The sequence below is a fragment of the Actinomyces sp. zg296 genome, assembly GCF_009829695.1.
In the GTDB taxonomy this organism is placed as follows: domain Bacteria; phylum Actinomycetota; class Actinomycetes; order Actinomycetales; family Actinomycetaceae; genus Actinomyces; species Actinomyces marmotae.
Map to the genome: position 1 here is coordinate 202,702 of NZ_VWPG01000004.1, position 22,558 is coordinate 225,259.

At 71.0% G+C, this 22,558-nt stretch carries 15 protein-coding genes; 3 read left to right on the top strand and 12 right to left on the bottom strand.

Translation table 11 applies throughout. The features are described 5' to 3' along the window. Positions 1-45 precede the first annotated feature (45 nt). A complete protein-coding gene (uvrA, locus tag GVV76_RS04785; protein WP_159625364.1) occupies positions 46-2,892 on the bottom strand; it encodes an excinuclease ABC subunit UvrA in 2,847 nt (948 codons plus the stop codon). Between the two features lie 110 nt (positions 2,893-3,002). Here uvrA and GVV76_RS04790 point away from each other — a divergent pair, with 110 nt between their 5' ends. Both GVV76_RS04790 and GVV76_RS04795 read left to right on the top strand, forming a co-directional pair. After that, positions 3,003-3,287, top strand: coding sequence for a YciI family protein (locus GVV76_RS04790; protein ID WP_159625366.1), 285 nt, complete (start codon positions 3,003-3,005; stop codon positions 3,285-3,287). Further along, positions 3,284-3,895 (top strand): class I SAM-dependent methyltransferase, encoded by a 612-nt coding sequence (locus tag GVV76_RS04795; protein WP_159625368.1) that lies wholly within the window; start codon positions 3,284-3,286, stop codon positions 3,893-3,895. Before GVV76_RS04790 ends, GVV76_RS04795 begins: the two co-directional genes overlap by 4 nt. A gap of 9 nt (positions 3,896-3,904) precedes the next feature. Here GVV76_RS04795 and GVV76_RS04800 read toward each other — a convergent pair whose 3' ends face one another. From GVV76_RS04800 to polA, 10 genes are all read right to left on the bottom strand, one after another. Continuing rightward, a complete protein-coding gene (locus tag GVV76_RS04800; RefSeq protein WP_159625370.1) occupies positions 3,905-6,346 on the bottom strand; it encodes an HAD-IC family P-type ATPase in 2,442 nt (813 codons plus the stop codon). Continuing rightward, a complete protein-coding gene (locus tag GVV76_RS04805; protein WP_159523014.1) occupies positions 6,343-7,374 on the bottom strand; it encodes a TerC/Alx family metal homeostasis membrane protein in 1,032 nt (343 codons plus the stop codon). The genes GVV76_RS04800 and GVV76_RS04805 overlap by 4 nt, the downstream gene beginning before the upstream one ends. Positions 7,375-7,661: 287 nt before the next feature. Then, the gene (locus GVV76_RS04810) at positions 7,662-9,266 is read right to left on the bottom strand and encodes an ABC transporter (protein ID WP_159625372.1); all 1,605 of its coding nucleotides are present in this window, start codon (positions 9,264-9,266) and stop codon (positions 7,662-7,664) included. Beyond that, complete coding sequence (locus GVV76_RS04815; RefSeq protein ID WP_159625375.1) at positions 9,263-10,783, bottom strand: glycosyltransferase family 2 protein; 1,521 nt, start codon at positions 10,781-10,783, stop codon at positions 9,263-9,265. Before GVV76_RS04815 ends, GVV76_RS04810 begins: the two co-directional genes overlap by 4 nt. Beyond that, the gene (locus GVV76_RS04820) at positions 10,780-11,391 is read right to left on the bottom strand and encodes a hypothetical protein (RefSeq protein WP_235905158.1); all 612 of its coding nucleotides are present in this window, start codon (positions 11,389-11,391) and stop codon (positions 10,780-10,782) included. Before GVV76_RS04820 ends, GVV76_RS04815 begins: the two co-directional genes overlap by 4 nt. 216 nt (positions 11,392-11,607) lie before the next feature. Continuing rightward, entirely contained in the window at positions 11,608-13,704 is a 2,097-nt protein-coding gene (gene uvrB, locus GVV76_RS04825; RefSeq protein WP_159625377.1) for an excinuclease ABC subunit UvrB, read from the bottom strand. Positions 13,705-13,806: 102 nt separating this feature from the next. Beyond that, the gene (coaE, locus tag GVV76_RS04830) at positions 13,807-14,685 is read right to left on the bottom strand and encodes a dephospho-CoA kinase (RefSeq protein WP_236263215.1); all 879 of its coding nucleotides are present in this window, start codon (positions 14,683-14,685) and stop codon (positions 13,807-13,809) included. Continuing rightward, positions 14,669-16,411: a hypothetical protein gene (locus GVV76_RS04835; RefSeq protein WP_159625379.1), complete on the bottom strand. Its 1,743-nt coding sequence runs from the start codon at positions 16,409-16,411 to the stop codon at positions 14,669-14,671. The genes coaE and GVV76_RS04835 overlap by 17 nt, the downstream gene beginning before the upstream one ends. Before the next feature lie 177 nt (positions 16,412-16,588). Continuing rightward, positions 16,589-18,040, bottom strand: coding sequence for a 30S ribosomal protein S1 (gene rpsA, locus GVV76_RS04840; protein ID WP_159523024.1), 1,452 nt, complete (start codon positions 18,038-18,040; stop codon positions 16,589-16,591). A gap of 241 nt (positions 18,041-18,281) precedes the next feature. Then, the gene (polA, locus tag GVV76_RS04845) at positions 18,282-21,068 is read right to left on the bottom strand and encodes a DNA polymerase I (protein ID WP_159625381.1); all 2,787 of its coding nucleotides are present in this window, start codon (positions 21,066-21,068) and stop codon (positions 18,282-18,284) included. Between the two features lie 204 nt (positions 21,069-21,272). Here polA and GVV76_RS04850 point away from each other — a divergent pair, with 204 nt between their 5' ends. Next, complete coding sequence (locus GVV76_RS04850) at positions 21,273-21,701, top strand: PaaI family thioesterase (RefSeq protein WP_328703562.1); 429 nt, start codon at positions 21,273-21,275, stop codon at positions 21,699-21,701. A gap of 123 nt (positions 21,702-21,824) precedes the next feature. On the opposite strand, the gene GVV76_RS04855 is transcribed toward GVV76_RS04850, so the two are convergent. Next, entirely contained in the window at positions 21,825-22,469 is a 645-nt protein-coding gene (locus GVV76_RS04855; protein WP_159523028.1) for an ANTAR domain-containing response regulator, read from the bottom strand. Positions 22,470-22,558 lie beyond the last annotated feature (89 nt).

Below are 22,558 nucleotides of genomic sequence, written 5' to 3' on the forward strand. Positions count from 1 at the left end.
CCCAGGACTCCCCCCCAGCGGCGGGCGGGGCCCGCCCCCACCGCGTCAGCAGCGGCGCCGCTGAAGCACCTCGGCGAGGAACGCGCCCGTGTGGGACCCCGCCACCCTCGTGAGCTGCTCGGGGGTGCCGGTGGCCACCACGGTGCCACCGCCCTTGCCCCCCTCGGGGCCCATGTCGATGACCCAGTCGGCATTGGCGATGACGTCGAGGTTGTGCTCGATGACCACCACGGTGTTGCCCTTGTCCACAAGTCCCTGGAGCACCTCCAGGAGCTTGCGGATGTCCTCGAAGTGCAGGCCGGTCGTCGGCTCGTCCAGCACGTAGATGGTGCGGCCGGTCGAGCGGCGCTGCAGTTCGGTGGCGAGCTTGACGCGCTGGGCCTCCCCGCCGGACAGCGTGGTGGCGGCCTGCCCCAGGCGCACGTAGCCGAGCCCCACCTCCACGAGGGTGCTCAGGTGCCGGGCGATGATGGGCGTGGAGGAGAAGAACTCGGCGGCGCGCTCGATCGTCATGTCGAGAACGTCGGCGACGGTGTGGTCCTTGTAGCGGATCTCGAGGGTCTCGCGGTTGTAGCGGGCCCCGTGGCAGGCCTCGCAGGGGACGTAGACGTCCGGGAGGAAGTTCATCTCGATCTTGAGGGTGCCGTCGCCCTTGCAAGACTCGCAGCGCCCGCCCTTGACGTTGAAGGAGAAGCGGCCGGGCCCGTAGCCGCGGACCTTCGACTCGGGCACGGCGGCGAAGATCTTGCGGATGTGGTCCCACACGCCGGTGTAGGTGGCGGGGTTCGAGCGCGGCGTGCGGCCGATGGGCGACTGGTCGACGTGGACGACTTTGTCGAGCTGGTCGAGGCCGCGCACCGTCTTGTGGCGCCCGGGCACGCCATGGGCCCGGTTGAGGCGGTTGGCGAGCACCTGGAAGAGGATGGAGTTGACCAGCGAGGACTTGCCGGAGCCTGACACCCCGGTGACGGCGGTGAGCACGCCCAGGGGGAAGGCGACGGTGACGTCCCTCAAGTTGTTCTCCCGGGCGCCGACGACGGTCACCTGACGTTTCTTGTCAACGGGCCGGCGGGCGGGTGGGATCGGGATGCGGCGGCGCCCGGCGAGGTAGTCGCCCGTGCAGGAGTCCTCGGCCTCCAGAAGGCCGGAGAGCTCGCCCGAGTGGATGACCTCGCCGCCCTTCTCCCCTGCCCCGGGCCCGATGTCGACGATCCAGTCGGCCGAGCGAATGGTGTCCTCGTCGTGCTCGACGACGATAAGCGTGTTGCCCAGGTCGCGCAGCCGGGAGAGAGTCTCGATGAGGCGGGCGTTGTCCCTCTGGTGCAACCCGATGCTGGGCTCGTCGAGGACGTAGAGGACGCCGACCAGCCCGGAGCCGATCTGGGTGGCCAGGCGGATGCGCTGGGCTTCGCCGCCGGAGAGGGTGGCGGCGCCGCGAGAGAGGCTGAGGTAGTCCAGTCCGACATCGACGAGGAAGCCCAGGCGGGCGTTGATCTCGGTGAGCACGGAGGAGGCGATCTGCTTGGCCTGGCCGGTGAGCTCCAGGCCGGCGAGGAAGTCCCGGCACTCCCCCACGGGAAGGTCGCAGAGCTCAGCGATGGACTTGCCCCCCACGCGTACGGCGAGGACCTCGGGCTTGAGGCGCGTGCCGGAGCACACCGGACAGGGCACCTCGCGCATGTAGCCCTGGTAGCGCTCCTTCGACCACTCGGACTCGGTCTCCTCATGCTTGCGCATGACGTAGCTGAGGACGCCCTCGAAGCCGGTGGAGTAGACGCGCTCACGCCCCCAACGGTTGCGGTAGCTGACCTTGACCTCGTAGTCCTTGCCGCGCAGGATCGCGTCCTTGGCGCGCTCGGGAAGGGCTCGCCAAGGAGTGTTGATGTCGAAGCCGAGTTCGGCGCCGAGCGCGGACAGGGTCCGGTCGAAGTGCTTCTGGTGGATGGTCCAGGGGGCGACGGCGCCCTGGGCGAGGGTGAGCTCCTCGTCGGGGACGACGAGGTCGGGGTCCACCTCGAGGCGCACGCCGATTCCGGTGCACTCGGGGCAGGCGCCGTAGGGGGCGTTGAAGGAGAAGGTCCGGGGCTCCATCTCGTCCAGGGCGAGCTGGTGCTCGTTGGGACAGGCGCGCTTCTCGGAGTAGCGGTGGAGGCGGGCGGGGTCGTCCTCGTCGCGGTCGACCTCCTCGATGATGACAAGGCCGTCAGCCAGGCCGAGGGCCGTCTCCACGGAGTCCGTGAGGCGCCCCCGGATGCCCTCGCGGACGACGAGCCGGTCGATGACGACCTCGATGTCGTGCTTGAGGCGCTTGGACAACTCGGGCGGGGCATCGAGGCGGTGGATGCCGCCGTCGACCCTCACCCGGTTGAAGCCGCGCGAGCGCAGCTCCTCGAAGAGCTCGGTGTACTCGCCCTTCCGGCCGCGCACCACGGGCGCGAGCACCTGGAAGCGCGTCCCCTCGGGCAGGGAGCGGACGCGGTCGACGATCTGCTGGGGGGTCTGGGAGGAGATGACGGCGTCGCACACGGGGCAGTGCTGGATGCCGGCGCGCGCGTAGAGCAGGCGCAGGTAGTCGTAGACCTCGGTGACGGTGCCGACGGTGGACCGGGGGTTGCGGGAGGTGGACTTCTGGTCGATGGAGACCGCTGGGGACAGTCCCTCGATGAAGTCGACGTCGGGCTTGTCCATCTGGCCGAGGAACTGCCGGGCGTAGGAGGACAGCGACTCCACGTACCTGCGCTGCCCCTCGGCGAAGATCGTGTCGAAGGCAAGGGAGGACTTGCCGGAGCCGGAGAGCCCGGTGAAGACGATCATCTTGTCGCGGGGCAGGTCGAGGCTGACGCCCTTGAGATTGTGCTCGCGGGCTCCACGGATGATGAGGGTGTCGTTCACGGGCGCGAGTCTAGGGGCAGGCCGGCGTCGTACGTGTGTTCGACTCGCCACGTCAGGACTGGTCTGTGCCATGGCTCACGCGCGCGCCCCCGGGACGATAGGCTGCCGTCATGAGCAAGATCTTCGCCGTCGAGTACACCTACGTCACCGGCCGGGATGAGGAGCTGTCCGCCATCCGCCCGAGCCACCGCGCCTTCAACGGGGCCCTCGCCGATCAGGGCCGCCTCATCGCCGCGGGCCCCTACACGGGCACGAACAAGGCCCTCATCATCGTGCGCGCCGAGGACGCCGCCGGCGCCCTGGCCCTCCTCGACGATGATCCCTTCCAGAAGGCCGGGCTTATCGCCGAGCGCGCGCCACGCGAGTGGAACCCCGTCATCGGGACGATCTCATGACGAAGGCCCCCCAGGACTCCCAGTTCGCGCGGCCCAGGTCGCTCACAGGCAGGCTCCTGCTGCGCGGGATGAACAAGGGGCATCGCCCCCTGCACCTGTGGGGCCTGGAGGGGCTCGGCGTCCAGCCCGATGAGCGCGTCATCGACATCGGATGCGGCGGCGGCGCCATCCTCAAGCGGCTCCTGGGTCTGACCCGCCGGGAGGTGGCGGGGATCGACCACTCCGCTGACGCCGTCCGGACGTCCCTGGCGCTCAACCGCGCCGCTGCCGAGACCGGCCGCCTTCGCGTCCTGGAGGCCCCCGTCGATCGGATCCCGATGCGCAGCGGTTACTTCGATGCCGCCACGGCCTTCGAGACGCTCTACTTCTGGCCCGATCAGCTCGCGGGGCTGGCGGAGGTCCATCGCGTCCTGCGCCCCGGCGGGAGGCTGCTCATCATCAATGACTACGCCAGCAGGGACGCGGCGGGCTTCTGGGCGGACCGCTTGGACATGAGCGTTCCCGACGGCGAGGAGCTGTCCGCGCTCGCCTCCCAGGCCGGCTTCGTCAAGGTGGACTGGGACCTGCACCCCCGCCGAGGCTGGCTGCGGGTGCTGGCGATCGCCTGATCGGGCGCCTCAGCCCCGCGGGCGGGCGCGGCGGCGCATCACGTGGACCGCCTCCATGCCCGCGACGACCGCCGCGGCCATCGCGGCGACGATCAGCCATGTCGTGCTGGTCGGCCAGGCCAGGAGGAAGAAGCGGCGCACGGGCGGGATGACGACGCCGAGCACCGCCAGCGCTCCCATGAGGGCCACGAGCCCGAGCCGCCACCCCAGGAGCGGGCGCGCGGTGAGGGTGAGCAGGGCCAGGCCCGCCGCGACGAGAACGAGGGTGGTGCCGGAGGTGATCTGCTCAAGCGGGAGCCCCGCGGCCCGCAGCCAGGTGCGCGCGGCGAGCGTCCCCACCCCCGCGACGACGCCCGCGGGCACGGCCAGGGTGAGCACGCGCCCGAGGAATCCCGCGCGGTAGCGCTGGTTGGTCGGCGCCAGTGCCAGGACGAACGCCGGCACTCCGATGGTCAGTGAGGAGACGATGGTGAGCTGCCGGGGCAGGAACGGGTAGGGGATCGCCGTGATCGCGACGGCGACGGCGATGAGGGAGGCGTAGACGGTCTTGGACAGGAACAGCGAGGCGATGCGCTCGGTGTTCGCCATGACGCGCCGCCCCTCGGCGACGACCCCGGGCAGGGCAGAGAACCGGCCGGTGAGGAGGACGAGGCGCGCCACGGCCTTGGTGGCCGGCGCGCCATTGCCCATGGCGATGCCAAGGTCGGCGCGCTTGAGGGCCAGGGCGTCGTTGACGCCGTCACCGGTCATGGCCACGGTGCGCCCGCGCGCCTGGAGGGCGGCGACGAGGGCCTTCTTCTGCTCGGGGACGACGCGGCCGAGCACTTGGGCGTCAGCGACGGCGTCGGCGAGACGCTCCAGGTCGGCGGGGTCATCAGCGGTGGTGGGCAACTCACGGGCGTCAAGGACGGTGAGCCCCTCGCCGTCGGAGCGGGTGATGCCGGCCGCCCGCGCGACGGCGGCGACGGTGACCGGGTTGTCCCCGCTGATGACCTTGACATCGACGCCCTGGGCCCGGAAGTAGGCGAGGGTCTCGGGGGCGTCGGGGCGGACCTGCTCGGCGAGCATGACGAGGGCGGCCGGGCGCAGGCCGCCGGGGAGCGCGTAATCAGCGCCGCTCTGGCCGCAGGGCTGCTCGGAGCGGGCCAGGGCGACGACGCGGGCGCCGGTGGCGGCCGCCTCGCGGACCCGCTCGAGGGCGAGACACCGGTGCGGGGCGTCGTCGGGGCAGGCGCCGAGGACGATCTCGGGAGCGCCCATGATCCAGGTGATCCCGTCGATCACGACGGCGGACCACTTGCGCCGGGAGGAGAAAGGCACAAGGCCCTCGCTCACGGGGGCGGCAACGCGGGCAGGCTCGATGCCGGGCAGGCCTTCGCGCAGGGCCAGGGCGGTGGCGTTGGCGTCGCCGTCGGCGGCGAGGGCGTCGAGCGCGGCGAGGGCGGGCGGGTCAGCGGGCCCGCCGTCGGGGGCGGTGACGTCGCGCAGGGCGATGCGGCCGGTGGTGATCGTGCCGGTCTTGTCCAGGCAGAGCGTGTCGACCCGGGCCAGGACCTCCACGGCGGGAAGCTCCTGGACGAGGACCTTCTGGCGGGCGAGCTTGAGGGAGGCCGTGGCGAAGTTGACGCTGGTGAGCAGGACGAGCCCCTGGGGGACCATGCCGACGACACCGGCGATGCCGGCGACCATCGCGGGGCGCCAAGCGCCTGACTCGATGGCTGCGAACAGCCCCCCGGCCTGGCGCATCTGCGACCAGATGAGCAGGAGCGCCACGGGCACGATAACCCAGGAGATCCAGGTGAGGACCCGGTTGGTGCCGTCCTGGAGTTCGGAGCGCACGGTGGAGAACTGGCGGGCCTCGCGGGCGAGCCGGTGGGCATAGGCCTGAGCGCCGACGGCGGTGGTGCGCATGAGCGCGGCGCCGGCCGTCACGGTGGTGCCGGATAGGACCCGCCCGCCCTCCTGGGGCCGGACGGGGTCGGACTCCCCGGTGAGGATGGACTCGTCGACCTCGAGGCCGTCGGTGGCCAGGATGGTCCCATCGGCGGGGATCTGCTCTCCCGAGCGCAGGCGGAGCACGTCGTCGAGGACGACATCGGCGACGTCGATCTCGCTCTCGGCGCCGTCTCGGATGGCGTGGGCGCGGGGCGCCTCCAGGACGGCGAGGCGGTCGAGGGCGCGCTTGGCGCGGATCTCGGCGATCGTGCCGGTGGAGGTGTTGAGGATGAGCACGAAGCCGAACAGGGCGTCGGCCCAGTGCCCGATGAGGAGGATGAGGACGAGCGCGGCGCCGAGGATCGCGTTGAAGATCGTCAGGACGTTGGCGCGCAGGATGTCCAGCGCGGAGCGTGAGGTGGTCTCCTCGTAGGCGTTGGTGAGGCCGTCGCGGACGCGGGCGGCGACCTCCTGGCTCGTCAGGCCGCTGGTGCCCTCGGTGGCGGTGGCCCTCATCGCCCCACCACCGCCCGCTCGGCGGGGGCCTCGGCCTGCTCGCGGGCCTGCCGCTTGGAGGCGATAACGGAGGCGATAACGGTGATGAGGATGACGACGACGATGAAGCCGAGCGAGATGGGGATGGACGGCTCGGGGATGGCCTCCCAGTGCTCGCCGCCGTTGATGAGGCCGAGCTCGTTCTCATGCAGGGCGTGGTTGATGAGCTTAAGGCCGATGAAGCCGAGGATGGCGGCCAGGCCGTAGTGCAGGAAGACGAGGCGGTCGAGGAGGCCGTCGATGAGGAAATAGAGCTGCCTCAGGCCCAGCAGGGAGAAGGCGTTCGCGGCGAACACGAGGAAGGGCTCGGCGGTCAGGGAGTAGATCGCGGGGATCGAGTCGATGGCGAACACGACGTCGGCGGTGCCGATGGCGATGATGCACAGCATCATGGGGGTGATCATGGTCCTCCCGCCATGACGGTGGAGGACCTTGCCGCCGACGAAGCCGTCGGTCATGGGGACCACCCGGGCCACGAGCCGCACGAAGCGGGACGGCTCGTAGTCGTCGGCGTCGTGGTCGTCGGGGTCCTCGACGCCCTCGCGCGCCTGGGAGATCGCGGTCCAGATCAGCCAGGCCCCGAAGACGTAGAAGATCGCGGAGAAGCTCTCGATGAGGGCGGCGCCGACGAGGATGAAGATGAGGCGCAGCACGAGCGCGATGACGATGCCCGCCAGCAGCACCTCCTGCTGGTACTTCCTGGGCACCCGGAAGGCGGCGATCATGATGACGAAGACGAAGAGGTTGTCGGCGCTCAGGGACTTCTCGACGATGTAGCCGGCGAAGTACTCGCCCCCGTAGCGGCCGCCCCAGATGGCCCAGACGATGCCGCCGAAGACGACGGCCACGGCGATGTAGGCGAGTGACCACCAGGCGGCTTCCCTCATCGTGGGCTCATGCGGGGTGCGCACGTGCCCGACGACGTCGATGGTGATCATGGTGAGGATGACGGCGGCGAGCGCCAACCATCCGAGGGAGTGGACGTCCACGCGGGTACCTCCGGTACGGAGTCGAGTACCGAAGGTCTCCTCCCGCCAGCATCGCTCCCGGCGCGGGGCGACTGGCCTGCGGCGCCGGGGGCCGGCGGCCCGGGGCCACTGGTCTGCCGTGATGACGACGCCGCTGTTGGTGGGAGTACTCCCCTCCGACATGTGCGGTTGTGCCTCGCAGTCTAGCGGCCCGGCCACCATGGGTCGCGAGTCGATTGCTCCTCAGTCGTGTGATCCGCGCCGAGGGCCATCCCGGCGCCGCGCGGGCCCGCGGGCGCCGCCGGCCCTCAGGCGTCGTTGAAGCGGTAGAGGCGCCAGGTGAGGCCCCGGCCGTCCTTCCACTCCCTGGCCAGGGTGGCCACGCCGGCGCCGTTTTCCCACATGCCCGGGTACGCCTTGTCCACCGCGTCCGCGGGGGCGCTGTCCGGGGCGCTGACGAGCGCGTAGAGGACGGAGGCGCCGCCGGGATCCGCCAGGCGATCCTCGAAGTCGCGGTCGGTCGTGATCGTGAAGACCTTAGGCTCCTGGGAGGCGAGGATGATCGGGAAGGAGTAGGCGACATCAGTGATGACCGCCCCCTCGCCCAGCCCCATGCTCTTGATATCCCGGGCGACAGCGGCCTCCATCCCGTACTGGTCGCCGCCGGCGACCTCACGCGCCAAGACCTCTTCGCGCCCGAAGCGGGGGTCGGCCTCTGTGACCCAGGCGAGGGGGAGCACCAGCACCACCGCGGCCACGAGGCCGACCGCGAGGGCCCGCCGGGCCCGCCGCCCGCGCGCGCCACTGCCCACCGCCGCGACGAGGTATCCGGCGGCGAGTATTGCCAGGGGCACGGCCGCGATCTGGAAGCGGATCCATCCGAAGGACATCCCCCGTAGGAAGGCAAGGTTCTGGAACAGCAGGATCGATCCGAAGACGAACACCGGGGCGAGGAGAGCCGGCTCGCGGCGCCGCCAGGCCACGACCAGGGCGATGATCGTCAGGGGGATCGCCAGCGGCGCCGTGCGGAGCAACTGCTCAGAGACATAGGCCAGCTGCGCGCCGCCGCCCGTCCCGACGATGCCATCGATGGAGGCCCGGAAGGCCCCGACCTGCGCCGAGTTGCCGTACTGGGAGGTGAAGGTCTCCAGCCAGGAGCCGACGACGATCTTGCTGGCCAGCGCCCACAGGCCGAACGCCGCGGCGATGGGCGCGATGACCAGCGCGACGTCGAGGCAAGCGATGCCGATGGCTCCGTCACCGCCCTTCCGCCCGCGGGAGCGCCACCACGAGGCTCCTGCCACGAGCACGGCGATGGCCGCGCCCGCCGCCAGCGCCTCGTAGCGCACGAGGTAGGCGACCCCGGCGCCCACCCCCACCTGGACCAGCAGCCAGGGCTTGGGGTCTCCCAACCACAGCGCGAGCCGCACGGCCATGAACGCGCAGGTCAGAAGGAGCATAGCCTCGCTGGCTCCCGTCGTGGCGCCGAGCAGCACCAGGGGATGGAGGGCGAAGGCGGCGGTGAGCAGGATGCGCGCCGGGCCATGGGAGCCCAGAAGCGCCAGTAGGCGGTGCATGAGTCCCGCCGTCACCGCCCCGCAGGCCACGGACACGAGGCACCCCGCCACGGCCTTGGAGGCCAGGGTCGGCCAGATCGGCGTGAGCAGGAGGAGGGGGATGACGGCCAACGAGGGCAGCGGGTTCCACACGAAGCCGATGGCGGCCAGGTGCGGATCCCGGCTGCGCATCGTGTAGTAGCCGTTGGCGACGCGGCTCATCGCATCGGGGAAGATGAGGTCGTGGGCGCTGAGCCACCAGCCCACCCCGAGGTAGAGGACGAGCGCCGTGGCGACGACCCCCCACCCGATCCTCCGCTGCCTCCTTCGAGCGGGATCAAGGCGATGCCTGGTCATGCCGCCACCCCCGCGGTCTGCGCGGCCTGGGGCGCCTCAGCCTTGTGGAGGCCGTGCGCGGTCTTCTCCCAGTAGGAGGGCGCCGTGATGAGTTGCAGCACCGCCTTGACCGCCGCCAGCCACATGAGGATCCAGTACAGCGGCATGAGGAGCGCGGGGATGAGGAGCCCCAGGCGCTCCATCTGCCGGGCGGTGAACAGCCCCATGTACAGCACCGCGAGGTTGCCGAGGATGAGGCTGACCATGCCCAGGTAGTAGATGGCTGGTGGGAACAGGGCCGCCACCGCCGGGTCGTGGGAGGTGAACCAGACGACCGTCAGGGCCCAGAAGAACCCGTTGAGCGCTGAGAGCAGCGGCGTGCCCGCGATGAAGATGACGAGGCCGACCATGCCCCTCGCGCCAAGCTGGCGGTTGACGAGCCCAGGCCTGCGCATGTGGACGAGGAAGGTCTGCAAGTAGCCCTTGTACCAGCGGGAGCGCTGGCGCACCCAGTTGATGGCGTCGGGGTTAGCCTCCTCCCCCGTGTCCGAGTCGAGGACTCCCACCTGGTAGCCGGCGCGGGCCAGGCGCAGCCCCAGGTCGGCGTCCTCGGTGACGTTCCAGGGATCCCAGGCCCCGACCCGCCGCAGCACGTCGGAGCGGAAGTGGTTGGAGGTGCCGCCCAGCGGGATCGGCGCGCCGAGGGCCACGAGCCCGGGCAGGAGGTTGCCGAACCATGATCCGTAGTCGAGCGCGAACCAGCGGGTGAGGAGGTTCTGGTCGGCGTTGTAGAAGCCGAGTCGGGCCTGCACGCAGGCGTAGCGGGGCCCGAGCCTCCTCATCGCGACGACGGCGCGCAGCAACTGGAGGGGATCGGGCGAGTCCTCGGCGTCGTAGATCGTGCACATGCCGCTCTCGGAGATGAGGAAGCCGTAGTTGCAGGCCTTCGGCTTCGTGCGCGGCTCGTGGGCGGGCACTCGCACAACGGTGACGTGCCGGCCGAGGGCGAGCCCGGAGGCGGCCGCGTTGGTCTCCTCGTCGTCGGCCTCCAGGAGGAGGCGGATGTCGAGGAGGTGGCGGGGGTACTCCAGGCGCTCCAGCCTCGCCACGAGCTCGCCGAGCAGGGGCTCGTGGAAGACCGGGACGAGCACGGTGTATCGGGGCAGTTCGGCATGGGGCACGGCGCGCGCCTCCTCATCGCTCACCGTGACGACATGCCCGCCCTTGGCTCCCAGGTGGAACAGGGCGAGCCGGTAGACGAGCGCGATGCCGTAGACGGCGGTGACGATGGCGACGACGGCGATCCCGGTGGCCCTCGGGACGAAGACAAGGCCGAGGATGACCAGCGCGACGGCGGCGATAAGCGCCACTCGCTGCCAGGCCACCAGCACTCCCCGGGCGGAGTACTCGGGCGCCGCCTCGGACAGGCCGTAGCAGGCGAGGTCCAGGGCCCGCTCGCCCTGGTCGACGAGCTCCTCGGGATCGGGCAGGTCGATGACGTGGCGGTCCCGCCTGGGCAGGACGCGGACGTTGCTCACGCGAACCACCCCCTGGCCACCGCGGCCAGCGCAATGGCGGCGAGCGCGGGGACGACGAGGCGCGCGGGGACGATCCGCTGGAACTGCCGCCGTGGGGCGGGGCCATTGGCGACGATGAGGACCAGGGCCGCCAGCGCGCACAGCGCCAGCGCGACCATCCCGAGCATCACCGAGCCGAGAGAGGGGACCAGGCTCAGGCCCAGGGGCGCGATCGCGGGGGCGAGCCAGGAGGTCTCGCGGGTCCCCACGACCCACAGCGCCAGGCCCAGGCCCGCCGAGGCGGCGGCGAGCACCGCGGCGGCCTGATGCGTCGCGGTGTCCCAGTGCGTGATGATCCACGCGGCGGTCACGAAGCCGCCGACGGCGAGGATCCGGTCGAGATCCCGGTCGTCGATGCGGGGCTGCTTGCGGCGCGTCATCACGAGGGCGAGCGCGAGGATCACGGCGCCGATCCTCCACATCCGGGCGCCCGCCGTGATGGCCGGCCCGGGAACGAGGAGGATCGCGATCAACGCGATCATGGTGAGGATGAGGAGGTGCGGCACGAGCCGCGGGATCTTGAAGGCGCGTGAGGGCGGGCGCGCTGCCGCCAGGCCGGGACTGCTCATGGGAGGGGCGGGCTCTTCTGTTGGAGGGGGATGCCGTCAGGGAGCAGCAGAACGATATGGGGAAGCGGGCAGGGTCCCGCCTCTCGGGATGATAGCGGACAACCCCGCACATGGCGAGCGATTCGTTACTGCCCCGTGAATCCTCTGTGATACACGTGTTTCCGCGCCCTCCGCTCATGGTCTGAGGACCGCGGCGGCGCCATGGGCGGCAGCGGGTCAGCTCGTCTCCCGCATGGCGCGCAACTCCTTCTTCAGGTCCTGGATCTCATCTCGCAATCGCGCGGCGAGCTCGAACTGGAGGTCAACCGCCGCCGCGCGCATCTGCTCAGTGAGCTCGGTGATGAGAGCGGCGAGATCGCCCTGCGCCGCCCCGGCGAGGCGCTCGCGGACCGTGGCCTCGGCGGCCTTCTTACGGCCTTTGCGCGCCGAGGCCTCCTCGTGTCCCCGATACCCGCCGGCGAGAAGCTCGGCGGTGTCGACGTCCTCCCGGGCGAGCATGTCGGTGACATCCGCGATCCTCTTGCGCAGGGGCTGGGGGTCGATGCCGTTGGCCTCGTTGTAGGCGAGTTGGAGGGCGCGGCGGCGCTCGGTCTCCTCGATGGCCTCCGCCATGGCGGGGGTGGTGGTATCGGCGTACATGTGGACCTCGCCGGAGACGTTGCGCGCCGCGCGGCCGATGGTCTGGATGAGGGATCTCGTGGAGCGCAGGAAGCCCTCCTTGTCGGCATCGAGGATGGACACCAGCGAGACCTCGGGCAGGTCCAGGCCCTCGCGCAGGAGGTTGATGCCGACGAGGACGTCGAAGCGGCCCTGCCGGAGCTCGCGCAAGAGCTCGACACGCCGCAGGGTGTCGACGTCGGAGTGCAGGTACTCCACGCGCACGCCGCGCTCGGCCATATAGGTGGTCAGGTCCTCCGCCATGCGCTTGGTGAGCGTGGTGACCAGGACGCGCTCGTCCTTGTCCACCCGCTGGCGCACCTCCTCAAGGAGGTCGTCGATCTGCCCCTGGGTCGGCTTGACGACGATCCTGGGGTCCACGAGCCCGGTGGGGCGGATGATCTGCTCGACCACGCCGTCGGAGCGCCGTGTCTCGTAGTCACCGGGGGTGGCGGACAGGTAGACGGTCTGGCCGATGCGGTTCTCAAACTCCGTGAAGGTCAGCGGTCGGTTGTCCAGGGCGCTGGGCAGGCGGAAGCCGTGGTCGACGAGGGTGCGCTTGCGGGACGCGTCGCCCTCGTGCATGGCGCCGATCTGGGGGACGGTCACGTGCGACTCGTCGATGACGAGGAGGAAGTCCTCGGGGAAGTAGTCGAGCAGCGTGTTGGGCGGGGTGCCGGGGCTGCGCCCGTCGATGTGCATCGAGTAGTTCTCGATGCCCGAGCACATGCCGATCTGGCGCATCATCTCCAGGTCGTACGTGGTGCGCATGCGCAGGCGCTGGGCCTCGAGGAGCTTGCCGTCGCGCTCGAGGACGGCCAGGCGCTCGGCGAGCTCGGCCTCGATGCCCTCGATGGCGCGGCTCATGCGCTCGGGCCCGGCCACGTAGTGGGAGGCGGGGAAGACGAACACCTGCTCGGCGGGGGCAATGACATCACCGGTGACGGGGTGGAGGGTGGCCAGGGACTCGATCTCATCGCCGAAGAACTCGATGCGGATGGCGAGCTCCTCATACATGGGGATGATCTCGACGGTGTCCCCGCGCACGCGGAAGGTCCCGCGGGTGAAGTCGATGTCGTTGCGGGTGTACTGCATGCCGACGAAGCGGCGCAAGAGCTCGTCGCGGTCGATCCGGTCGCCCACCGCCAGGGGAGTCATGCGGTCGACGTACTCCTGGGGCGTGCCCAGGCCGTAGATGCAGGACACCGAGGAGACCACGACGACGTCGCGGCGCGTGAGCAGAGAGTTCGTGGCGCTGTGGCGCAGTCGCTCGACCTCGTCGTTGATGGAGGAGTCCTTCTCGATGAAGGTGTCCGTCTGGGGGACGTAGGCCTCGGGCTGGTAGTAGTCGTAGTAGGAGACGAAGTACTCCACCGCGTTGTTCGGCAGAAGCTCGCGGAACTCCGCGGCCATCTGCGCGGCCAGCGTCTTATTCGGCTCCAGGATGAGGGTGGGGCGCTGCGTCCTCTCCACAAGCCAGGCGGTGGTGGCGGACTTCCCGGTGCCGGTGGCACCGAGCAGGACGATGTCCTTCTCCCCCGCGCTCAAGCGCTCGGCGAGCTCATTGATGGCGGTGGGCTGGTCGCCGCTGGGCGTGTACTGGCTGACCACCTCGAAGGGCTTGTCGGTTCGACGCAGGTCGGTGACGGGGCGCATAGGCTTTAGGCTACTGCTGCGCGCTTCCCCTGCTCGACGACGGTCAGTCTTCCGCGCGGTCGGCGCGATCGGCGGGCCGCCGCCCCCGCAGCCCAGTGGGGGTCAGGACAGGGCTGGCTCCACCCGGTCCTCCCACATCCGGGTGACGGCGTCGGCAAGGTCCTGCTCGCCTCGATCATTGGGCAGCACGATGTCTGCCAGGCAGCGGCGCCGCGCGTCACTGGCCTGGGCGGCGATCCGCCGCAGCGCGTCCGCCTCGTCCATCCCGCGCCGGGCGAGCCGGGCGAGCCGCGCCTCCAGGGGCGCTTCGACGACGATGACGCAGTCGAACAGGTCGGCTATGCCGCTCTCGGCCAGGAGCGGCACGTCGTAGACGGCGACCCTGCCCAGGGGCACGGCCTCCAGCCGGTAGGCGGCCAACTCGGCGATGCGAGGCAGGGTGATGGCGTCCAGGCGGGCCCGGGCGGCGGGGTCCGCGAAGACGCGGCCCGCCAGCACGGCCCTGTTGAGGGAGCCGTCCGCGGCGAGGATGCCGCCCCCGAAGGCCGTGGTCGCTTCCGCCAGGGCCTCGCCACCGGGTGCGAGGACCTCCCGGGCGATCGCGTCGGCGTCGACGACGCCCGCCCCATGCTCGGCGAGGAGGCGGGCGACGGTGGACTTGCCGGTGCCGATGCCGCCGGTCAGGCCCACGCGCAGGGCGCGCTGACCGCGGGGGGCGGCCGGTCGGCCCATCCCGGCCGCGAAGGCGCGCCCACGGGCGAGGAGCTCCGCCAGCTCCCTGATGAGGGCGAGCAGGGCTCGCTCGCCCGTGCCGGGGGGAAGGGATCCGGGGGCGGGCAGGCCGAGGATGGCGCCCGGTTGGGAGGGCACCGCGGGATCAGCGAGGGCGAAGGGGTGCCCATGAGCCCTCAGGCGCCCCACTAAAGAGGCCGCGATCTGCCCCTCCCACAGCCTGATCGCCGTGTCAGGCCGGCGCGTCATCGGTGGCCGCTGATCCGGCGGCGCGGTGCCGGCCTCCCCGGCCGCGGCCGTAGGGGGCGATCCTCTCCTCAACGGCGCTCAGGCGGGCCTCGACGCCCTCGGGGGCGCGGCCCACCTTGCCGAGCTCGGAGCGAGCCTTCCGGCAGGTCTCGCGGGTGGGGGCGGCCAGGGTGTTGTCCTCCTCGACGTCCTGGGAGGTGCGCTCGGCAAGATCGGTGAGGAGCAGGGCCGAGCTGGCGTGGTCCCCGATGGCCTCGACGAGCACCGTCAGGCGCTCGCTCATGCGGCTGGTGCCCCAGTCATTGAGGATCGCGCCGACCCGGCCGGCGTGCTCGCGGGCGGCGGAGGCCTCGTGGCGCTCGGAGGCCGCTCGTCCGGCCGTCACATAGGAGGCGCAGGCGATCTCCTGCCATCCCTGGGACAGGCACAGCTCCGCCGTGCGCAGCGCCTCGCCCTCCGCGCGCTCGTAGGCTCCCAGGGCGAGCAGAAGGCGGGCGAAGACGACACGCAGCTCAATGACGACCTCGAGCTGGGTCTCATCGATGCCCGCGGCAAGGGAGTCGCTGACCATCTCCGCGGTGCGCATGGCCCGCTCGCGCACCGCGCCGAGGCCGTAGCCGCGGGCGAGGACGAGCAACTCCTGGGTCTCCTGGATGAGGGCCGCGCGGTTCGCGGCGGTCTCGGCCCGCCCGCCGAAGCCACCGGTCATAGTGCCGTAGGAGCGGTTGCGCAGGCTGGAGGCCTCGGCGGCCATGCGCGTCTCGATGCGCTCCGAGACGCCATTGCCGCCATTGCGCTCGTCGAAGATTCGGGCCAGGACTCGGGCGAAGGTGGTGGCCATGTCGTAGGCGTGGGCGACGGTGTCCCAGCCTGTCAGCACGAGCTCGGGCCCGGGCTCGGAGCGCAACTGCACGGCGGCACCCAGCGCGTTCTGGCCGTAGCCGGCGCGCCCGGCCTCGCGCAGGACCAGCGCCATGCAGGCGGCGGTGTTCATCAGGGTCCAGGCGGTGGACTGCGAGCCGTCCTTGAGGTCGGTGTGCCGCATGACGGCCATGGCCCGCTCCCACTGGCCGGCCAGGGCCATGTACTCCAGGCGCCGGCCGAGCACGCGCAACCGCTGCCAGCCCGGGATCTGGAAGCCATCGAGGGTGGCGAGCGCGTCCTCGCCCTCAACCCGGCGGTCCTGCGCGAGATACGGCAGAAGGCTGGAGGACAGTCCCTCGGCCGCTGCGGACGGGTCGGCGATCTTGCGCAGCGTGGCGGAGGAGGCGGTGCGGATGACGCCGGAGAAGTCATCGTTGAAGGTGGCCGCCGCCAGGGTGACTCGCGGGTCGATGTCCCCCATGGAGAAGAGCCTGGCCTCGCGGAGCTCGCTAAGCGCCTCGGCGCGCTGGCCGAGCGCCGCGCACATCTCGATGCGGGCGTAGCGCGTGGGTGCCTCGGAGGCGCCCGCCACGCGCCGGATGCCGATGCAATGGCTGATCGCGGTCTCGATCTCATCCCTGCTGAGCCGGGGGTCCTCGGCGAGCGCCACGAGCGCCGCGCGGTCGACGGCGGCGAGGGCGTCCCCCAGCCCGGAGTGGCGCAACTCCTCCCGGCTGCCAGGATCCGTGGGATCGGAGCCGTCGAATGCCGAGGTCACAGCGGCGAGGAACGCTGCCGCCCCGGAGGGGGACCTCGGTTCCCCGATACCGCGCAGGGCCTCGGCGTCGTCGGACCAGCTCATCATCCTGCCTCTCAGGGGTTGACTGCGGCGGCAGGTCACCGCCCTGGTTCAGCCTCGCATAGAGACTAGATCATTCGCGATGGGGAGCGCTGCCGGACATGACGCGCTCGTGACGCGGGCGCGCCCCCGGCCGCTGGGCCGGGGGCGCGCCGTCGCAGTGCTACGCGCGTTGACCGCTCAGTTGCCGGTCAACTTCTCGCGCAGGGCGGCCAGAGCCTCGTCGGAGGCGAGGGTGCCCGTGGCCTCCGCGGGGGCCGAGGAGTAGGAGGTGGAGCCGGCGGGGACGGCCTCGCCGGAGTCCTGGTCCTCCTCCTGGGCCTTGGCGACCTGGGCCTTGTGGGCCTCCCAACGGGCGTGGGCGGCCGCGTACTCGGCCTCCCAGGCCTCGCGCTGGGCCTCGAAGCCCTCGAGCCACTCGTTGGTCTCCGGGTCGAAGCCCTCGGGGTACTTGTAGTTGCCGTTCTCGTCGTACTCGGCGGCCATGCCGTAGAGCGAGGGGTCGAAGTCCTCGCTGGCGGGGTCGACACCCTCATTGGCCTGCTTGAGGGACAGCGAGATCCGGCGGCGCTCGAGGTCGATGTCGATGACCTTGACGAAGACGTCCTCACCGACCTTGACGACCTGCTCGGGCACCTCGACGTGGCGCTGGGCGAGCTCGGAGATGTGGACGAGGCCCTCGATGCCGTCCTCGACGCGGACGAACGCGCCGAAGGGAACGAGCTTGGTGACCTTGCCGGGGACGACCTGGCCGATGGCGTGGGTGCGGGCGAAGGCCTGCCACGGGTCCTCCTGCGTGGACTTCAGCGACAGGGAGACGCGCTCGCGGTCGAAGTCGACGTCGAGGACCTCGACGGTGACCTCCTGGCCCACCTCGACGACCTCCGAGGGGTGGTCGATGTGCTTCCAGGACAGCTCGGAGACGTGGACGAGGCCGTCGACGCCGCCCAGGTCCACGAAGGCACCGAAGTTGACGATGGAGGAGACCACGCCGGTGCGGACCTGGCTCTTGCCGAGGGTCTGCAGGAAGTTGGTGCGGACCTCGGACTGGGTCTGCTCGAGGAAGGCGCGGCGGGAAAGGACCACGTTGTTTCGGTTCTTGTCCAGCTCGATGATCTTGGCCTCAAGCTCGCGGCCCACGTAGGGCTGGAGGTCGCGGACGCGGCGCATCTCGACCAGGGAGGCGGGCAGGAAGCCGCGCAGGCCGATGTCGAGGATCAGGCCGCCCTTGACGACCTCGATGACGGAGCCGGTGACGACGCCGTCCTCCTCCTTGACGCGCTCGATGGTGCCCCAGGCCCGCTCGTACTGGGCGCGCTTCTTGCTCAGGAGCAGGCGCCCCTCCTTGTCCTCCTTCTGGAGCACGAGGGCCTCGATCTCGTCGCCGACGGAGACGATCTCGTCGGGGTCGACGTCGTGCTTGATGGACAGCTCACGAGCGAGGATCACGCCCTCGGTCTTGTAGCCGATGTCGAGGAGGACCTCGTCGTGGTCGACCTTGACGACGGTGCCCTCGACGATGTCGCCGTCATCGAAGTACTTGATGGTCTCGTCGACGGCGGCGAGGATGTCCTCGGTCGAACCGATGTCGTTGACGGCGACCGGGGCGGGGCTGGGCGTGTTGTTGGTCATGTAGGGGTTGCTCCGAAACGGACTTGAGGGTCGGGACGATAGATGCCATGCGTCCCCCGCGCGATGAGACAGCCCGGACTGACATCACCACACGGCCGGGCTGATCATCAGACCTCATGAGAGGGCGATCTGCCCGAGGGGCGCACGCGCAGAACTCTACCAGGCCGTCGGCGTTTCGGAACCCTGAGGTTCCCACAGCCCTGGCGCGCGCCCGATCATGGGATCCCTCACACGACGGGGCTCAGTGGGCGGCGTCGCGCCAGGTGCCGCCGCGCCCCACGGACACGTCCAGGGGCACGGACAGCGAGACCGCCCCGCCCATGCGCTCCTTCACGAGGGCCTCGACGTCGTCGGCCTCCCCCGGCGCGATCTCCAGGAGGAGCTCGTCATGGATCTGCAGGAGGACGCGGCTGCCCAGGCCCCGACCCGTCAGTGCCTCCGCGACGTCCACCATGGCGCGCTTGACGATGTCGGCGGCCGAGCCCTGGATAGGGGCGTTGAGGGCGGCGCGCTCGGCCATCTCACGGCGCTGACGGTTGTCGCTGCTCAGGTCCGGCAGGTAGCGGCGCCGCCCCAGCATGGTCTGGGTGAAGCCGTCGCGGCGCGCCTGGTCGACGACGGCCTCGAGGTAGTCGTGGACGCGCCCGAAGCGGGAGAAGTAGGCGTCGCGCAGCGCCATGGCCTCGGCGGTCTCGATGCCCAGCTGCTTGGCCAAGCCGTAGGTGGACAGCCCGTAGGCCAGCCCGTAGCTCATGGCCTTGACATGGCCGCGCTGCTCGGGGGTGACGTCGTCGACGTCGATGCGGTGCACGAGGGCGGCCACGTAGCGGTGCAGGTCCTCCCCGGAGCGGAAGGCCTCGATAAGGGCTTCGTCCCCGGACAGGTGCGCCATGATGCGCATCTCGATCTGGGAGTAGTCCGCCGTCATGAGGCACTCGTAGCCCTCGCCGACGGTGAAGGCCTCGCGGATGCGACGCCCCTCCTCGGTGCGGGCGGGGATGTTCTGCAGGTTGGGGTCGATGGAGGACAGGCGCCCGGTGGCGGCGATGGTCTGCTGGAAGGTGGTGCGGATGCGGCCATCGGGCTGGATCGCCTTGCGAAGCCCCTCGACGGTCTGGCGCAGCTTGATGGCGTCGCGGTGCTCCAGGAGCTGGGCGAGGAAGGGGTGCCCGGTTTTGGCGTAGAGCTCGGCCAGGGCGCTGGCGTCCGTGGTGTGGCCGGTCTTGGTCTTGCGGGTCTTGGGCATGCCGAGCTCGTCGAAGAGGACGGCTTGGAGCTGCTTGGGGCTGGAGAGGTTGAGCTCGTGCCCGGCGGCCTCGAAGGCGGCCGCCTGGGCGTGGTTGACGCGCCCGTCGAGCTCGGCCTCGCGGGCGGCCAGGACGTCGTCGTCGACGGCGATGCCCAGGGCCTCCATCCTGCCCAGGCACTCCGAGACGGGCATCTCAAGACCGGTGAAGAGCGCCAGCGCGCCGCGCTCCCCCATCTGGGCGTCGAGGGCCTCCTGGAGCGGCAGGAGGGCGGCGGCGCGGCGCGCGCAGCGCAGGGCGTCGGCGGGGATGGCGCCCGCGGTGAGGGCGTCGAGGTCGAAGCCCTGCTGGCCGCCGTCGGCGCCGGCGTCGTCCTCCATGGAGGCTAGGTCGATGCCGAGCCATCGCTGGACGAGGCTGTCGACATCGTAGCCGCGCTGCTCGGGGCGGCACAGGTACCCGGCGAGGGAGGGGTCCGCGACCACGCCACGCAGCTCGAATCCCCGGGCTGCCAAGGCGTGGGCGGCGCCTTTGGCGTCGGCGACGACGAGGCGCCGGGCGGGATCGGCCAGGAGCGCTCCGAGGGCCCGCTCGTCATCGGGCAGGAGCAGGGATGGGTCGGCGACGACGGCCCTCTCGCCGTCGGAGAGGGCCACGAGGCGCGGGTCGCCCAGGCCCGGGCGCGGATCACCGATGACATGGAGGCCGAGAGGGCCCTCGGCCAGGTCCTGGAGGGCCTCGGCGAAGCGGCCGGGCTCGACGCCTTGGCCCAGGACCCGCGGCGCGAGGGCCTCGAGGGCGGAAGCGGGGCCGTGAGGGGCGGCCGCGCCCTGGGGGCCGTGGTCGGAGGCGTCGGCGAAGGGCAGGACGCGCTGGGCGCGCTGGAGAATGGTGCGGAACTCCAGGGCCTCCATGACGCGGGTGAGCGCGGCGCGGTCGGCGCCCCGGTACTCCAGGTCGCGGGCGGGGTCGACGCCAAGGTCGAGGTCGGTCAGCAGCCGGTTGAGGCGGCGGTTGCGCAGCACGTCGTCGAGGTGGTCGCGCAGGGACTGGCCCGCCTTGCCCTTGATCAGGTCGGCGCTGGCGATGATGCCGTCGAGGCCGTCGTACTGGGCGATCCACTTGGCGGCGGTCTTGGGGCCCACCCCGGGCACGCCGGGCAGGTTGTCGCTCGTCTCGCCCACGAGGGCGGCCAGGTGCGGGTAGCGCTCGGGGGTGACGCCGTAGCGCTCCTCCACCTCGGCGGGGGTCATGCGGCGCAGGGTGGACACGCCTTTGATCGGGTAGAGCACGGTGCATCGCTCGGTGACGGTCTGGAAGGAGTCGCGGTCCCCTGAGCACAGGAGGACCTCCATGCCCTCCCCCTGGCCGGCGGCGGCCAGCGTGGCGAGGATGTCGTCGGCCTCATAGCGGTCCTTGGTGAGCCAGCGCACGCCCATCGCGTCGAGGACCTCCTGGATGAGCTCGACCTGCCCGATGAAGGGCTCGGGCGTGGCATCCCGGGTGCCCTTGTACTCGGAGTACTCCTCGGTGCGGAAGGTGCCGCCGGCCAGGTCGAAGGCGACGGCCACATGCGTGGGCGCCTCCTGCTCGATGAGGGAGAGCAGCATGGAGGCGAAGCCGTGGACGGCGTTGGTGGCCTGGCCGGTGGAGGTCGTGAAATTCTCCACGGGCAGGGCGTAGTAGGCCCTGAAGGCCATGGAGTGGCCGTCGATGAGGAGCAGACGGCGGGCCGCTCCAGCCTGCGATGAGGATGCGGGTCTGGTCGTGGAGGTGCTCACCGTGCCAGCCTACGGTGTATGAGCGACATGAGCCCCAGCGCCCTCCCGACCGACCGCCCGGCGCCCTCAGACGCGGAGACGGCGCCGAGCCCGGTCAGCCCTGATGCGGCCGCCTGGCCCGCCGGGGCGGGCGCCAGCGGGGAATCGGCGGAGTCGCCCGAGGTGACGGCGGCGTTTCCCCCTCGGCGCACGAGGCAGTTCCCCGTGCCACTGCCCCCCGGCTCGGCCGTGTCGGCCGCCTCCGCCATGGGAACCGCGATGGAGGACCGTGAGGCGGGAACCCTCATGGCGACCCTGGGGATGCAGATCATCATGCTCGGCGCCCAGCGCACGGTCATGCGGATGCCCGTCGAGGGCGCCCGGCAGGCCTCCGGGGTCCTGCACGGGGGCGCGAGCGCCGCGCTCATCGAGACGGCGGCGTCCTTAGCGGCCCGGCGGGCAGCGCCGGAGGGCATGCTCCCGATGGGCGCGGAACTTCAGGTCAGCCACCTCCGCCCGGTGCGGCAGGGATGGGTGACGGCGGTGGCGCAGCCCGTTCACGTGGGCAGGAAGACCTGCGTCTACGAAGTGGTTCTCAGCGACGACGAGGGCAGGACCACCGCTCGGGGCACGCTGCGGAGCATGTTCGTCTAACGCGGCGCCCCAAAAGACCGCTTAGGCGAGGCCAGCGCCCCCGCGCCGCATGAGCGCTGAGGCGCATGAACTCCGAGGCACGTGACGCTGAGGCTCGGGGCACTGGTGCGGCCCGATCCGGGCTCAGGCGTCCGCGCTCCTGGGGGCCTTGGCGCTCTTCCCGCCGCTCTTGGCGGCGGAGCCGACCTGCTCGATGACGGCGTCGGCGACCTCGCGCATGGTCAGGCGCCGGTTCATGGAGGTCTTCTGCATCCAGCGGAATGCCTCGGGCTCGGACAGGCCCATGCGCTCCATGAGCAGGCCCTTGGCGCGATCCACCCGCTTGCGGGTCTCGAAGCGCTCATTGAGGTCGGCGATCTCGGATTCGAGGGAGGCGATCTCCTCGTGGCGGGAGAACGCGATCTCGAGGGCTGGCAGGAGGTCCGCCGGGGTGAAGGGCTTAACGACGTACGCCATGGCGCCAGCGGCACTGGCGCGCTCGACGAGCTCGGCCTGGGAGAAGGCGGTGAGCATGACGACGGCACAGCCGTGCTTCTCGATGATCTGCTCCGCGGCGGTGATGCCGTCCATGACGGGCATCTTGACGTCCATGACGCAGAGGTCGGGCTCATGCTCGCCCGCGAGGCGGACGGCCTCCTCGCCATCCGCGGCCTCGGCGACGACCTCGTAGCCGGCCTCGGTGAGGGTCTCGACGATGTCGAGACGGATGAGGGTCTCGTCCTCTGCGACGAGAACCCGGCGGGCGCTAGTGCGGGACTCGGTACTCACGGGCATAAGTCTAGTATGATCGCCGTACGTGGTGGGCCAATCACAGTGACACAGGTAGACACGAGCCGGTCACTGCCCGGTTCCACCGC